The sequence below is a fragment of the Shewanella sp. 8A genome (assembly GCF_023475945.1).
GTDB lineage: Bacteria > Pseudomonadota > Gammaproteobacteria > Enterobacterales > Shewanellaceae > Shewanella > Shewanella xiamenensis.
The window spans coordinates 127,161-143,681 of the sequence record NZ_JAMDJP010000002.1 but is presented as its reverse complement, the minus strand read 5'-3'; the positions used below and the strand labels follow the sequence as shown (position 1 = coordinate 143,681).

Sequence of the window (16,521 nt, the reverse complement as noted above, 5' to 3'; positions counted from 1 at the left end):
ACGTTCATCAATTTAAAATCGAACGATTATTTTTTTGGACATCAATTCCTTTCCACCAAAAATATTTCTCAACTTTGTGTGTTTAGGCTTTGAAGATGACGGGCTTAAACTTACACTCAAGCTCGAATGACCCATTTCCCATCCCTTGGAGTAGTAATGACATCCCTTAGTATTCAAGCTGTTATCTTTGATATGGATGGTGTGTTAATCGATTCAGAACCCCTTTGGCAACGGGTTGAGTATGAAGTCTTATCGGCACTTGGCGTGCCCGTCACTATCGAAACGATTCAACAAACCACAGGTTTACGTATCGACCAATGTGTCGACTATTGGTATCACAAAGCACCTTGGGCCGATTACGACAATGCCAAGGTCAGCACCGCCATCGTCGATAAAGTCGCAGAGGAAATCCTGCGAACGGGCGAAGCCATGCAAGGCGTTCAACAAGCCATTGATTACTGCCAAGCTAAAGGCTTAAAGATAGGCCTAGCCACCTCTTCTTTTTACACCATTATCGAAGCCGTACTCAGTAAACTCGGCCTAAGCGATAAGTTTATGGCGGTACAATCCGCCGAAGGTCTCACCTATGGCAAACCCCATCCCGAGGTGTACTTAAATTGCGCCGCCGCGTTAGGAGTCGACCCGCGTTATTGCCTCGCGATTGAAGACTCTTTCAATGGTCTTATCGCCGCCCGCGCTGCCAATATGCAGACCGTCGCCATTCCCGCACCGGAGCAACGCGGGCAGGCCAAATGGGTTGTCGCCCATCACCAAGCCGACAGCTTGTTAGATTTACCGGCTATCTTGGGCTAATCACAGCAACAATTGACGCAAATAAAAAAGCCAGACATCCGTCTGGCTTTTTCATTTTCATCCTATGGATTACCAGATTTTTACGCGCTCTTCTGGTTTTAAGTACATCTTATCGCTCTCTTTCAGCTCAAAAGCTTTGTAGAAAGCTTCAATATTGCGCGGTGTCCCCATCGCGCGGTAATGGCTGGGTGAATGAGGGTCAGTCAACAGACGACGACCTAACTCTTCATCACGGTAATTACGACGCCATACCTGTGACCAACCGACGAAGAAACGCTGCTCGCCCGTTAAGCCATCGAGCACGGGAGCAGGTTTACCGTTTAAGCTCATCATATAGGCGCGAGCAGCTACTGTTAACCCACCTAAGTCACCGATGTTTTCGCCTAAGGTTAAATCACCGTTCACAAACTTACCGGGCAACGCTTCATAGCCAGAATACTGCGCCGACAGTTGCTTACCGCGTTTTTGGAACTCTTCACGGTCTTTATCAGACCACCAATCACGCAGGTTGCCGTCGCCATCGTACTTAGCACCTTGGTCGTCGAAACCATGGCTGATTTCGTGGCCAATTACCGCACCGATACCACCGTAGTTAACCGCATCATCGGCTTCCATATTGAAGAATGGCGGTTGCAGAATCGCCGCAGGGAATACGATTTCATTGCCAACAGGGCTGTAATAAGCGTTCACCGTTTGTGGTGTCATATGCCACTCGGTACGATCGATTGGCTTACCTAACTTGTTGATCATGTCTTGATATTCGAAGTTGGCATAACGCATATAGTTACCCACCAGCTCATCAGGCTTGATCTCTAACGCTGTGTAGTCTTTCCACTTGTCTGGATAACCAATCTTGTAGGTAAACTTAGACAGTTTTTCTTGAGCCGCGACTTTCGTTTCAGGCGTCATCCACTCGAGTTCGTTGATGCTGACTTCAAAAGCTTTGATCAAGTTTTTGATCATGGTTTCCATGCGGGCTTTTGCTTCTGGTTTGAAATATTGCTTAACGTACTCCTCACCGACTAACTCACCAATCACTTGGTCGGCGCCATCTACCGCCTTTTTCCAACGTGGTTGTTGTTCTTCAATACCCATTAAGGTTTTGCCTTTAAAGGCAAAGTTAAGGTCAACGAAGTTTTTGCTTAACAGCTCAGCATAGCTATCCACTAAGTGGAACGTTAAGTAATCCTGCCAAGCTGAAACGGGGAAGGCATCAAAATTAGCGCCTAACTTTTCTAAGTATGATGGCTGACGCACGATGACTTCAGTCACTTTATCGCCAAGGCCCGCACTGGTCGCAAAGGCATTGATATCAAACTTGCCAGTGAGTTTTTGCAGCTCGGCACGGCTCAGTTTGTTGTAAGACTTGTTAGCATCGCGAGATTCAACGCGGCTCCACTGGCTCTTAGCGATCATCATCTCGATGTCGGCTACGTTTTTCGCGGCACGTTTTGCATTTTTATAGCCTGCTTCAGTCAGAATATCAGTCACATATTTCGCCATTGCTTGGCGATTAGCGACAAACTTAGCGTCATCTTTTAAGTAGTAATCGCGGTCTGGCAAGGTTAAGCCCGACTGGCTTAAATACACTGCATATTGGGTAGAATTTTTCGCGTCGTTATTAACGTAGAAACCAAAGGGAATACCTGAACCGCTGGTGAGTAATTTCCCCATCACCGCGGGTAATTCACTGTGATTTTTCACTGCAGAGATGTCCGCCAGTAATGGATTTAATGGGGTTACACCTAAGGATTCGAGCAAATCGGTATTCATAAAGCTGGCGTTAAAGTCACCGATTTTTTGATTATTAGAGCCAGGAGCAGCATCTTTTTGCGCTGCGGCGGCATCGATGATTTTTTTCAACGCATCTTGGCTTTGATCGTACAGCACAGAGAATGCACCGTAGTTAGACTTGTCGGCAGGGATAGGCGTATTCGCTAACCATTTACCGTTCACGCTGTAATAAAAATCGTCTTGATGGCGAACTGAGGCATCAAAGTTTTGTAATTCAATGCCAGAAACCGCGGCGACTTCAGTTTTAGGCTCGCTGCTGCAAGCGGCTAAACCTAGGCTCAGGGCAATCCCCAGCGCCAGTGTGCTAATCTTCTTCATTGTTTTCCCCAGCTTCCGTTGAGAGTGTTGTTATTTTTTCCTGCAAAACCTTAGCATTTTGCCTAGTTTGGCTGTAGCAAGATTTTGTAAAAGGTTATGACACTTAGTGATATTTGCGCAAACCAGTATAAACGCGATTTTTAGATTATGCGGGAATAGTGTTCAGCAGGAAAAACGAAGGGCATAACCTTAGTTATGCCCTTCGATCGATTTAGAAGGCTTTACCGACAAATAAATACAAGGATTTATCACCCATATCTGTAATACCAAAGCCCAGTGCTGCCGGCCCCATAGAAGTATCTGTACCTATGTAAAGGCTAGAAGCATAGATAAGGTCTGAGAGGGATACCTCTGAGCGTTCATACCATACATTTCCCGCCTCTAAACTTAGCCCTAAATAGAGTGGGTAATCTCTCATACCTAATAAGGCATCTCGGCCCAGATCATACTGATAGACAAAGGCGCCAAAGAGCTTATGCGCCCCTGTGAGCGAGTCCTTGTGATAACCAGAAAGGTTTAAGAAACCGCCCAAATCGGACAAGTGTAACGTATTAAGTCCGTCATTATTATTTGTCGCAAGCGACGCTTTACCCACAAAGGCATGATTGCCAACGCTGAGCGCGCCTTTCCAATCGGCTTCAACCTGAACACTAAATTCGTTTTTATTGTTATCAACGACATCGTCAAAATCTTCATTACGCACATACACATTTAAGGTGATGCGGTTACCCGAAGTCGGGAAACTAATACTGTCTAAGCTGTCATAACCAACCCTCAAGTAAGCACCGTAGGAGTTAAAATCAAAATCCTTCAGCAACCAGGCATCATTGACGATAACGCCTTTCTCCCCCACTAAACCAAATTCAATAAACCCTTGCAAGACATAGTTATAACCAATTCCTAATTCAATAGTGTGGGTTTTCTTGTCAAAGACAAAAACACGGTTATTGTTATCGTAGAGATCCCAATTATGAACATCGAATTGATATCGGGCTCGACTATAAAACTCTTGATCTCTATCTAGCGGTTGATAAAACTCGGTTGCAAATAGCTTTTCGAATCCAAGCTTAACTTCGTTTCGCCACTCTCCGCCATTAAAGGTTAAGTCTGTCATGGTATAAGCCATATCAAAGCTGATGGCTGAATCAGAGCTAAAATCGTCCTCCCAATTAAAGCCTAGTTGGAAGTAATTTGGTCCCCAAGATTTAGCTCGGGTGGTCACCGTCAGCACTCGACCTTCTTCAGACTCGACAAACTCGGCATCCACGCGCTCAAACTTATTGAGGGAATAGATGCGTTTTAAGGCATCGTTCAATTCATCTTTAGTAATATTCTGACCAGGTTTAAGTTCTAGGGTTTCTTTTAATAAATTAAGGCTAACTTTTGAGTGGTTATCAAACACAATTTCCTTGATAGGATGAGCGATATCCGCCATGACAGTCTTACCCTTGGCCCTTTTACTCTCAACATAGGCGGCATATTGTTCTTCGCTAACGCTCATCTTTTGCAATTTAACTAACTGGCTGGTCGCCGCTTCTTTGCCGAGGGTTAACGCTAAAGGCATGATGGTAAAATCGGTTGTGCTTAGGGCATCGATCGCAGGACGGATCAACACATCATTATCAGTCAATAATTGCTTTTGTTTTTCAGTACTGGCGTTAGTCAAGAAATTGGACAACTGATCTAATACGGCAATAGTGCTATCGAGCTTATCTTTTTTTACCAGTGGCGAGCCAATATCCACTGCAATGATAATATCAGCGCCCATCGCCTTCACCACGTCCACAGGCATATTGTTGGCAATACCACCATCCACCAGTAACTTACCGTCGATTTGCGTAGGTTGTAATGCACCTGGCACCGTAGCAGAAGCCTGCATTGCTTTGATAATACTGCCATGGTTAAGCACTACGGGTAGACTGGTTTCTAAATCCGTCGCCACGGCACGATAAGGAATGGCTAAAGCATCAAAATCACCAAATTGCTCCACTAAATCCGTGGACTGCCGTAATAACTGCGACATGGTCTGCCCACGCAATACCCCACTTGGCGCTTTCACCTCGCCTTCGGTATAACCAATATTGAGCGGAATATTATAGCGATCTCGTAACTGTTTATCTCGATAACTCAATACATTACGAGGGATGGTATCCGAATAACCACTATCCCAATCAACCCCCATCATGATGGTTTCGACTTCACTTGCACTGTATCCCAAGGCATACATACCCGCGACATAAGCGCCGATACTCGTACCTGCAATATAGTCCACAGGAATATGATGTTCTTCTAAAATTTTAAGTACACCAACATGGGCGGCGCCTTTAGCACCACCACCGCTTAACACTAATCCTATTTTTGGCCGTTCAGCCGCACATAAGGGAGTCAGCAACACACATAAAAAGAGAGAAGCTACTATTCGGCGCATCATAATGAGTACTTTTATGGGATAAAAAATTTCGAGTTAATATTAGCAAATTTATCTATTTAACCATCAGTCATATTTTATCTGAACCGATGAGTTGAAAATTTGCCATTAATGATCGCGTTATTTCATTTACGTTTAAACACAAGTGCTGTAAACAGATAATTCAACATAAAACCCCAACTTGAGCCGAGGCTAAAAATACGCAATTAAGCACACATAAATTGCAGATTAAGATTGCAATGAGTCAAGCGGAGACTGTAACTGAAGATATTTTTCAAAATCACTGACAGACATTGGTTTAGCAAAGTAATAGCCCTGCACAATATAACAGCCACGGCTAAAAAGCTGCTCTAACTGCTCAACGGTTTCAACCCCTTCAGCTACTACGGTTAATTTTAAGTTACGTGCCAATTCAATAATACTACTCACAATAGCCTGATCGGCAGAATTCGAGGCGATATCGATCAAAAATGAACGGTCAATTTTGAGTGTATTCACCTCAAAATTGCGTAAATAAGCTAAAGAGGAATATCCGGTGCCAAAGTCGTCAATCGCGACTTCAATGCCAAGCTCGTCAAGCTGCATTAAGTGGGCTTTAGCCACCTGCAACTCTTTCATTAACACTCCTTCGGTAATTTCTAAGCATAAAGATGAAGCGGGCATACGGGTGGCATCGAGAATTTTCTTCACGCCATCGATAAAGTCTGGCTGACGGAAATGCACAGCTGAAATATTGACCGACAATTTAAATGGCTCAGCGGTTTGCATTGCCCATTTGGCCCCATCCAAACACGCGCGGCGTAAAACCCAGCGATCAATATCAACAACCAAACCACAAGCTTCGGCAACTTTAATAAAAATATCGGGTCGCACAAAACCATCGACGGGATGTCGCCAACGAATGAGTGCTTCCATGCCAATAAATTTATCCCCCTGCAAAATATCAATTTGTGGTTGATAATACAGTTCAAATTCTTGCCGCTCTATCGCTTTACGTAAATCAGCCTCCAAACGTAAATGGTATAACGCTTGGGCATTGCGCTCTGATGAATAATATTTGAAGTTACCACGACCTTCTTCCTTGGCATGATACATGGCCAGATCCGCATTTTTTATGAAGGCTTCTGACTGCATTGCATCATCGGGCCAAATACTGATCCCAATGCTGGTTGAAATATAAAACTCGCGGCCAAACAACCTAAATGGCGCGACGATTTGTGCCAACAACTGTTCAGCTAAGTGGTTAATATCACTTAACTCTTTAACATTCTTCAGCAAAATAACAAATTCATCGCCACCAAAACGGCAGAGTAAATGGTCACTTCCGATACAGGATTGTAATCGATTAGATGCTTCAACTAAGAGTGCATCGCCCATACTGTGGCCATAGGAATCATTGACATGCTTAAATCTATCTAGGTCAAGAAACAGCAATGCTAACTTTTCACCACTTTGCTCAGCCGCTTGAATAGATTGCATCAAACGATTGGCGAATAACGAACGGTTAGGGAGTCCTGTTAATACATCGTAATTTGCCAGACGTCTAAGGTCGGCCTCGGTGCGTTTCCGCTCAGTGATATCTGAAAATACTACTACATAGTGAATGGCATTTTCATTCAATGACTGCATCACCGACACGTTAAGCCATACGGGATAAACTAGGCCGTTTTGTCCGACTAACTCACGCTCACCCGTCCATGAGCTATCCTGACCAAGTAACTGGGCAACTTCCGTAGATAACCCGTCCTTCATTTGCACAAATTGCGAAAATGATAGGCCGACTAAGCTCTGTTGTTCTGAGCCTATGATGTGCTGTGCGGCATGATTGGCAACACGAATATTTTCATCTACGTCTAAAATGAGTACACCTTCTGATGTATTTTCAAACGCTTGGGCTAAAAGACTGACTTCATCTTCAAGCTGCCGCTGCAAGGTTATATCACTATAAATCCCCGCTACCCGCTCAATAACTTGGGTTTGTTTATTGCGAGCCACAGGACGCCCGCGCACCCTCAACCAGCCCCAGTTACCATCGCGACGATGATATCGATATTCGGCTTCAAACCGATCAACCTCTCCTGCAAGCATGCTATTCCATTGCACCAGTACTTTTTCCCGATCCAAAGGATGTACGGGAAGTGATTCAAGAGTAAGTACAATTTCGTTGGCATGACTTCCCAAGACATAACCGCGGTTATCGAGATAAAAACATTGGCTATCCCTGTGCCATTCCCAAAGATCAGAGTCGCTGCCACGTAACGATTGCCTGAGACGATCATCACTCTCGGTTAGCGCTTGGTTCATCGCCATAAAGGTGCGAACCTGACGCTGTCGATACCACGCTAAACTCAGCGCAATAATCGAAAACACTAATAATAATAGACCTTTAAACCCTTGAGTCAGCCACCAGTGCTGCTCAACATAGAAGGGAAAAGTAAAGGGCTTATCTGACCAGATTCCATTGACTTGGCTTAACACCTCAAGTAGATATTCTCCCGCTGCTAAGCCTGCGAGGTTTACCTGCGACTCACCTTGGAGCAGCACATAGTTATCTTCCTCCCCTTGATATCTGAGTCGATATTTAAATTGTATTGGCGAATCATCAAGGTAATCGAGGTTAGTGATCTGCAGGCTTACCATATTGGCGTCAGGCTTAATCACCATCAACGGTTTGGGTAACAACGAGACTTGGGTATTGTTGTCGTAATAAACCGATACCGACTCCAACATCACATGATCATCGGCAATACGGTTGACCATCTTGTCCACATCAAGGTTCATCACCCCTTCAGGAGTACCAATATACAGACCTGAAACGGCAGAATAAAAATAGGCACCTTCATTCATTTCATTAGAAATTAGGCCATCAAGTTGGTTAAACATTGAGATTTGCCCTGTAGCTCTATCTTGACGGATTAGCGAATCAGCACAGGCAACGACATTGGCATTGGTTGTTTTTTGGATAAAAAATACTGAACTACAATTTACTTGCCATTGTGAACTTAACGAAACCAGTTTGCCGCTGTGGAGATTTAATTCGAATAAGCCCCTTTCATAGGAGCCAAACCACATCACACCGGGAGATATTTCTTCAATATGGCTAATTGAGGGCACAGAGTTTAAGCCACTGAACAATTGTCTTTGATCGTGAAAAAGATTTTGCTCGTCAATATAACCAAATACCTTTCGTCCACCTATCCATAATTTACCGTCAGAGGCTCGATATAAAGTACGAATGGTTGGCCGCTTAAGCTCTGGCGAATTCCCAGTTGCCCCATCAAAGTTAAATGGCTGCGGCTCAAACAGTCCTTGCTCCCAAAAATACAGCCCCGTACCCGTTGCAATCCAAAACCGTCCTTTGAGTTTCGGATCGGCATAAGTGCCATAGATGAGTTTATTTTTAAATGCTTCACCACCATGCGTCCACTGGGCAAAACTGATCCCTTTTAAGGTCAACTTATCCACGACAAACAAACCACTGGTGGTCGAAACTAATAAATAGTGGTCAATAAAGCGACTGATGCCGTAAACACTCTCGTGCGGCTTTAATCCCTCAATATCTACGGTAATTGCTTTTTGAGTGTTTCGCCCGACAAAGCTGACATTTGACGCCCCAAACCATAATCCTTCATCACTCGCAAACACCGACCACACCATAGCGTCAGATAATTGGTGTGGCGGTTCGCCAGTATAAGTATCAAGAATGAAATCCGGTTGCGAGGCCAGTAAGGCTAAACCATCTCCAGAGCCCCCAACCCACATCAAACCTGATTTATCAAATAATATCGCCTTTAATGTTTCCATATTGGCTTGAGTTTTAAGCTCTTGTTGATAATTTTCAATCTGATGGGTATCTGGAGACCACTTTAATAAACCTGCCCGACTCGAAAACCAAATCTCACCATTATGGCCTTCAGCCATAGCAGTGCTCCAATCGGGTAATTCAGGAACAGGGAAAATCTGTAAGGTTTTTGGTTCTAATCGGTAAATCCCTCGACTCGTTGCAATCCAAATACGCTGTTTTGAATCCTCAAGCATATCCAGAATACTGCCCATAGGTTCAGTCCATTGGTAATCAACAACTTTTTCCCCGGCACTGTTAAGGAGTAACAATTGAAATTGACCCGCAACAAGAAACTGACCATCAGGCATGCTCAATAACTTGCGCCAGGGTAGATCGCGATTAACGGGTAACTGACTCACTAAAGTTAAGGTCAAGGTTGAGGGGGATAAGTCGTAAATCTGGCCGTTATCAATCAACAAGCGCCATTCTTGGGCATTTTTACGAGCAGCAGAAATTAACACTCCACCAGGGAAATGAGGGAATAAATTAGGTGACCCCATCTGGGTAAATTGATTTTTTGCGATGTCATAAAGATAGGTTGCGGCATTGGTACTGACTAACAGCATATCGCGATCGATATTGACAACTGTTGTCAAAAACTCATCAGCAAGGCGTAACTCAGAACCCGTTTTATCAATTCGCCTCACTTTAGAATTACTAACCCGATATAAACCTTGCTCGGTTGCAGCCCATATAAAACCATGGTCATCGAGTGTGAGCGCGCGAATACTGGTCGCTTCAAGTCCGTCCCTGTCGGAAAAAACCCGTTGTACAAAACTACCCGCCCAAGCCGAATGAAGACCTGAACAAAAAACCAATATTGATGCCAAAAGGAAGTGGATTATTATTTTTTTCATTTGACGACTTACTTAACACCATAGTTTTACTGTAGCAGTTCAACAGTCTGAATACACCCGCACATTCACATTAACTTTACATTTTTACTTAGGCAATAAAAAAGCGCCCTAAAGGCGCTTTTACGAATATAAGTTTCAACTTATTTCAGGACGAGACAAAGGTTAAATTACTTTTTCTTTGCCTTTGGGTTTGGCAGGTCAGTAATAGAACCTTCGTAGATTTCAGCCGCTAGACCCACTGACTCGTGCAGAGTTGGGTGAGCGTGGATAGTTAATGCTAAATCTTCAGCATCACAACCCATTTCGATGGCTAGGCCAATTTCGCCTAACAGTTCGCCACCGTTCACACCCACGATAGCACCACCGATTACGCGGTGCGTGTCTTTATCGAAAATCAGCTTAGTCATACCTTCGCTGCAATCTGAAGCGATTGCACGGCCAGATGCAGCCCATGGGAAAGTCGCTGTTTCGTAAGCAATACCTTGCTCTTTCGCTTCTTTCTCAGTCAGACCAACCCAGGCCACTTCAGGGTCTGTGTAAGCGATTGATGGGATGACTTTTGGATCGAAGTAGTGCTTCATACCCGCGATCACTTCGGCCGCTACGTGGCCTTCATGCACGCCTTTGTGAGCGAGCATTGGTTGACCAACGATGTCACCGATTGCGTAGATGTGCGGTACGTTTGTACGTAATTGCTTATCTACGTTGATGAAACCACGCTCATCAATCTTAACGCCCGCTTTTTCAGCGTCGATCAGCTTGCCATTTGGCGTACGACCGATAGCCACTAACACTGCATCGTAACGTACTGGTTCAGTTGGCGCGCTCTTACCTTCCATCGAAACGTAGATACCGTCTTCACGGGCTTCAACCGCAGTCACTTTAGTTTCGAGGATCAGGTTGAATTTCTTCTTGATTTGCTTAGTGAATACGCGAACAACGTCTTTGTCAGCCGCAGGGATCACTTGGTCGAACATTTCAACCACGTCGATTTCACTGCCTAAAGATGAATACACAGTACCCATTTCTAAACCGATGATACCGCCGCCCATAACCAGCAGTTTGCCAGGAACTTCTTTCAGTTCTAATGCGTCAGTCGAATCCCAAATACGTGGGTCTTCATGGGGAATGAATGGCAGTTTGATTGGGCGAGAACCCGCAGCGATGATCGCTTGGTCAAACTTAACAACGGTCACAGTGCCGTCTTCAGCTGTCACTTCTAAGCTGTTAGGGCCAGTAAATTTACCGAAGCCATTAACAACGTTTACTTTACGCATTTTAGACATGCCACCTAAGCCACCAGTCAACTGGCTGATCACTTTTTGCTTGAAGCTGCGTAACTTGTCTAAATCGATGGTTGGCTCGCCGAACACCACACCGTGTGCAGCAACGGCTTTGGCTTCTTCGATGACTTTAGCAACGTGTAACAGGGCTTTAGATGGGATACAACCCACGTTCAAACACACACCACCTAAAGTGCTAAAACGTTCAACGATAACGGTTTCCAGACCTAAGTCAGCCGCACGGAAGGCAGCAGAATATCCCGCAGGACCTGCACCTAATACCACTACCTGAGTTTTGATTTCGTTACTCATGTTTTCCTCTAATTCTCATTCAATCCGTTGGAGGGGAGTAATCCTGCCAACCGAAAATGCGCCAGCGCGTAAGGTGGGCGCATTTTAACCTGTGTTTGATACTGATCACAATAAACAAAAGGCCACTCAAGATGAGCAGCCTTATTTGTTTACAGAATCAAAGTACGAATATCGGACAGAATTCCTGACAGGGTCACGCTAAAGCGTGCAGCCATAGCACCATCGATCACGCGGTGATCGTAGGATAGCGACAGTGGCAACATCAATTTAGGCTCGAATTCTTTACCATTCCACTTAGGCTTAATTTCAGATTTAGACACACCTAAAATCGCCACGTCTGGGTAGTTAACGATTGGGGTAAATGCAGTACCACCAATGCCGCCTAGGCTTGAAATAGTGAAGCAGCTACCCTGCATATCAGCAGATTTGAGCTTACCATCGCGAGCACGGATAGAAATATCGGCCAGCTCACGAGATAACTCGATAATGCCTTTCTTATCCACGTCACGCACCACTGGCACAACCAAACCGTTTGGCGTATCAACCGCCACACCGATGTGGTAGTACTTCTTCTGGATCAGTGATTCACCGTCGCTGCTTAAGCTTGAGTTGAACACTGGGAACTGTTGCAGCGTTTTCGCCACAGCTTTCATCATAAAGACCAGCGGAGTGATCTTATAATCGGCTTTCTTCTTCGCCGCCGCGTCGTTCTGCTGCTTACGGAACTCTTCCATTTCAGTGATATCAGCTTCATCGAACTGAGTCACGTGAGGAATAGTTACCCAGTTGCGGTGCAGGTTTGGACCAGAGATTTTCTGGATACGGCTTAATGGAATTTCTTCCACTTCACCAAACTTGCTGAAATCCACTTTCGGTGCGGCAATCACTTGCAGACCACCACCGTTACCCGCTGCAACGGAAGTTGCCGCTGTCGCCTTAGGACGAGACAGTTCGTATTTCACATACGCCTGAACGTCTTCCTTCATGATGCGACCTTTACGGCCAGAACCCGTCACTTGAGTAAGATCCACACCAAATTCACGGGCCAAACGGCGAACCGCAGGAGACGCATGAACCGCACCAGTAGACACAGGCGCACCTGCACTTGGGTGATGTGGAACCGGTGGACGGCTCGGCGCGGCTGCAACAGGTGCTGGTGCCGCTTCTTGGGCGACTGGTGCAGGTGCTGCGGCTTGAGGCGCAGGAGCTGCACCAGCAGTCACAGTTTCAATCGTCGCAATCACGCTACCTTGCGAAACCTTGTCACCGACTTTAACGGTTAACGACAGCAGTTTACCGGCGAATGGTGCAGGCACTTCCATGGTCGCTTTATCGGTTTCTAACGTGATCAAACCTTGGTCAGCAGTGATCATATCACCCACAGACACTAGCACTTCGATCACATCGACATTGCTGGCATCACCAATATCTGGCACTTGGATTTCTTTAACGGCAACCACTGGAGCAACAGCCGCCGCAGGTGCAGCTTGAGCGACAGGTGCAGAGGCTGCTGGCGCGCTTGCTTGTGGAGCAGCGGCAGCAGGAGCTGCGCCACCCACTTCGAGCATGATCACTAATGAGCCTTGGGAAACCTTGTCACCCACAGCCACTTTCACTTCTTTTACCACACCCGCGAATGGCGATGGTACGTCCATGGTCGCTTTGTCGGTTTCAAGCGTGATAAGGCCAGCGTCAACCTCAATCTTATCGCCAGCGGCGACTAAGACTTCGATAACAGACACATCGGTGTCACCACCGATATCCGGCACAGTGACTTCAACCACTTGGGTTGCGCCCGTCGCTGTCGCGGCAGCCACAGGGGCTGGAGCCGCTTGTACTGGAGCAGGTGCTGCTGGGGCTGGCGCAGGAGCGGCAGCTTGAGCAACTGGCGCAGCAGCTTGAGCGGATGCGCCCGCTGCTTGCATCATCGCAATCAAGGTACCTTCGCTGACTTTGTCACCGACGGCCACTTTCAATTCGGCTAACACACCCGCGAAAGGCGCAGGAATGTCCATGGTCGCCTTGTCGCTTTCAACGGTCAGAATCGACTCTTCCGCTGCTAAGGTATCGCCCACAGAAGCACAGATTTCGATAACCTGTACTTCATCGCCGCCGATATCAGGAACAAAAACTTCTTTTAATTCAGCCATTTTTATTGCCTCTTACGCGTACTGTGGATTGATCTTATCAGCGTCGATGCCGTATTCCTTGATGGCATTCGCTAGCACATCAACAGGCAGCTCTTTACGATCAACCAGTGACTTCAGTGCCGCGATAACGATGAACTTAGCGTCCACTTCGAAGTGGTGGCGCAGGTTGTCACGGCTGTCTGAGCGACCGAAACCGTCAGTACCTAACACTTTGTAATCGGTTGGCATAAATGCACGTAACTGCTCGCCGTAGATCTTCATGTAGTCAGTCGCTGCGATTGCAGGCGCATCACTGGAGATCACTTGGCTGATATACGCTTGTTTTGGCGTTTGCGTTGGGTGCAGCATGTTCCAACGTTCTGCCGCTTGACCATCGCGAGTCAGTTCGTTGAAGCTGGTCACGCTGAATACGTCGGCAGTGATACCAAAGTCTTTCGCCAGCGCTTGCGCCGCTTTACGGGTTTGCTCAAGAATGGTGCCACAGCTCAGTAACTGCACTTTGCCTTTACCAGAACCACTCACCGTTTCCAGCTTGTAGATACCTTTAACGATACCTTCCTCGGCACCTTCTGGCATTTCAGGCTGAATATAGTTTTCGTTCATTGTGGTCAGGTAGTAGAAGATATCTTCTTGTTTTTCGCCGTACATACGACGGATACCATCTTGAACGATAACGGCAATTTCATAACCATAAGTTGGATCGTAAGTAATACAGTTAGGGATAGTGTTAGCCAATACGTGGCTGTGACCGTCCTGATGCTGTAAGCCTTCGCCGTTCAGGGTTGTACGGCCTGAAGTACCACCAACTAAGAAGCCGCGTGCACGCATATCACCTGCAGCCCAAGCCATGTCGCCAATACGTTGGAAACCGAACATTGAGTAGTAGATGTAGAATGGGATCATCGGTGTATCGTTGACTGAGTAGCTGGTCGCAGCCGCAACCCAAGATGACATTGCACCCAGTTCGTTAATACCTTCCTGCAGCACTTGACCAGTTTTATCTTCACGATAGTAAGCCACTTGGTCAGAGTCTTGCGGTACGTATTTTTGGCCTTCGTGAGCATAAATACCCACTTGGCGGAACAGACCTTCCATACCGAAAGTACGCGCTTCGTCAGGGATAATTGGCACAATGTTTTTGCCAATTTTCTTGTCTTTTAACAGCGCAGTCAGTACGCGAACAAACGCCATGGTCGATGAAATTTCACGGCCATTTGAGCCTGCTAAGATCGAATCGAAAATCTTCAGTGATGGCACTTCCAGCTCTTCGCTGAACTTCTCACGACGTTGTGGCACGCTACCATGCAGCGCGGCACGACGGCTCATCATGTACTTCACTTCTTCCGAATCTGGACCTGGGTGGTAGAACGGCAGATCTTCTAATTGATCGTCAGGAATCGGGATATTGAAACGATCGCGGAAGTAACGGATAGACTCGATACCCATTTTCTTCACGTTGTGGGCGATGTTCTTACCTTCACCCGCATCACCGAGGCCGTAACCTTTAACGGTTTTCGCTAGGATCACCGTTGGGCGACCTTTAGTCTTACGCGCATGGTCTAATGCCGCGTACACTTTAACTGGGTCATGACCACCACGGTTTAAGCGCCAAATGTCATCATCTGACATGTTCGCTACCATTTCTGCGGTTTCTGGGTATTTGCCGAAGAAGTGTTCGCGAGTATAAGCGCCACCTTTGGCTTTACAGTTTTGGTATTCACCGTCAACGGTTTCTTCCATTAACTGCAATAACTTACCGCTGGTATCACGGGCCAATAATGGATCCCAGTAACGACCCCAAATCACTTTCACGACTTCCCAGCCAGCGCCGCGGAATTCACCTTCCAGTTCTTGGATGATCTTACCGTTACCGCGTACTGGGCCGTCCAGACGTTGCAGGTTACAGTTGATGATAAAGACTAAGTTATCTAATTCTTCACGGGCAGCTAAACCAATCGCACCTAAGGCTTCTGGCTCGTCACACTCACCGTCACCTAAGAAGCAGTAAACGGTTTGCTCAGAACAATCTTTCAGACCACGGTCAGTCAGATATTTTAAGAAGCGCGCTTGGTAAATCGCTTGGATTGGGCCTAAACCCATAGAAACCGTTGGGAATTGCCAGTAGTCAGGCATCAACTTAGGGTGCGGATAAGAAGATAAACCTTTGCCATCCACTTCTTGACGGAAGTTAGCCAGTTGGTCTTCAGTTAAACGACCTTCCAAGAATGAACGCGCATAGATACCTGGGGCAATATGACCTTGGAAATACACTAAGTCGCCGCCGTCTTTCTCGTTTGGCGCACGGAAGAAGTGGTTGAAGCACACGTCATAAATGGTTGCGCTCGACGCGAAACTCGAAATATGGCCGCCTAACTCTAAATCTTTCTTAGAACCACGTAGCACCATAGCTAAGGCGTTCCAACGGATGATGGCGCGAATGCGACGTTCCATCTCTTGGTTGCCAGGCATGTGCGGCTCTTGACCCGCTGGAATGGTGTTCAAATAGGCTGTGGTCGCAGTGTAAGGCAAGTGCGTGCCATTGCGACGGGCTTTATCGATCAGTTTCTCTAATAAGAAATGGGCGCGTTCAGGGCCTTCCTGTTCTAATACAGCTTGCAGGGCATCAACCCATTCCTGAGTCTCTAACGGATCTAAGTCTTGTAGCATATCTTCAGACATGACACTGTCCTTCTCTATATACATGATAATGAATGGTGTTTGC

The 16,521-nt window shown here is 46.2% G+C and carries 7 protein-coding genes; 1 reads left to right on the top strand and 6 read right to left on the bottom strand.

Annotated features, from left to right (window positions below):
- The first annotated feature begins 156 nt into the window (after positions 1-156).
- Positions 157-813 (top strand): hexitol phosphatase HxpB, encoded by a 657-nt coding sequence (hxpB, locus tag M0413_RS02170; protein WP_011715645.1) that lies wholly within the window; start codon positions 157-159, stop codon positions 811-813.
- Positions 814-882: 69 nt separating this feature from the next.
- Here the strand turns inward: hxpB and M0413_RS02165 are convergent, their stop codons facing one another.
- The 6 genes from M0413_RS02165 to aceE form a co-directional block, all read right to left on the bottom strand.
- The gene (locus tag M0413_RS02165; protein ID WP_218677974.1) at positions 883-2,925 is read right to left on the bottom strand and encodes a M13 family metallopeptidase; all 2,043 of its coding nucleotides are present in this window, start codon (positions 2,923-2,925) and stop codon (positions 883-885) included.
- A 211-nt stretch (positions 2,926-3,136) separates the two neighbouring features.
- Positions 3,137-5,356 carry a patatin-like phospholipase family protein gene (locus tag M0413_RS02160; RefSeq protein ID WP_249553023.1) on the bottom strand — a complete coding sequence of 740 codons (2,220 nt, stop codon included), beginning with the start codon at positions 5,354-5,356 and terminating at the stop codon, positions 3,137-3,139.
- A gap of 225 nt (positions 5,357-5,581) precedes the next feature.
- Positions 5,582-10,054 (bottom strand): EAL domain-containing protein, encoded by a 4,473-nt coding sequence (locus tag M0413_RS02155; protein WP_249553022.1) that lies wholly within the window; start codon positions 10,052-10,054, stop codon positions 5,582-5,584.
- 167 nt (positions 10,055-10,221) lie between these two features.
- The gene (lpdA, locus tag M0413_RS02150; RefSeq protein WP_011715641.1) at positions 10,222-11,649 is read right to left on the bottom strand and encodes a dihydrolipoyl dehydrogenase; all 1,428 of its coding nucleotides are present in this window, start codon (positions 11,647-11,649) and stop codon (positions 10,222-10,224) included.
- 149 nt (positions 11,650-11,798) lie between these two features.
- Positions 11,799-13,799 (bottom strand): dihydrolipoyllysine-residue acetyltransferase, encoded by a 2,001-nt coding sequence (gene aceF, locus M0413_RS02145; RefSeq protein WP_249553021.1) that lies wholly within the window; start codon positions 13,797-13,799, stop codon positions 11,799-11,801.
- A gap of 12 nt (positions 13,800-13,811) precedes the next feature.
- Positions 13,812-16,478, bottom strand: coding sequence for a pyruvate dehydrogenase (acetyl-transferring), homodimeric type (gene aceE, locus M0413_RS02140; RefSeq protein WP_037413614.1), 2,667 nt, complete (start codon positions 16,476-16,478; stop codon positions 13,812-13,814).
- Positions 16,479-16,521 lie beyond the last annotated feature (43 nt).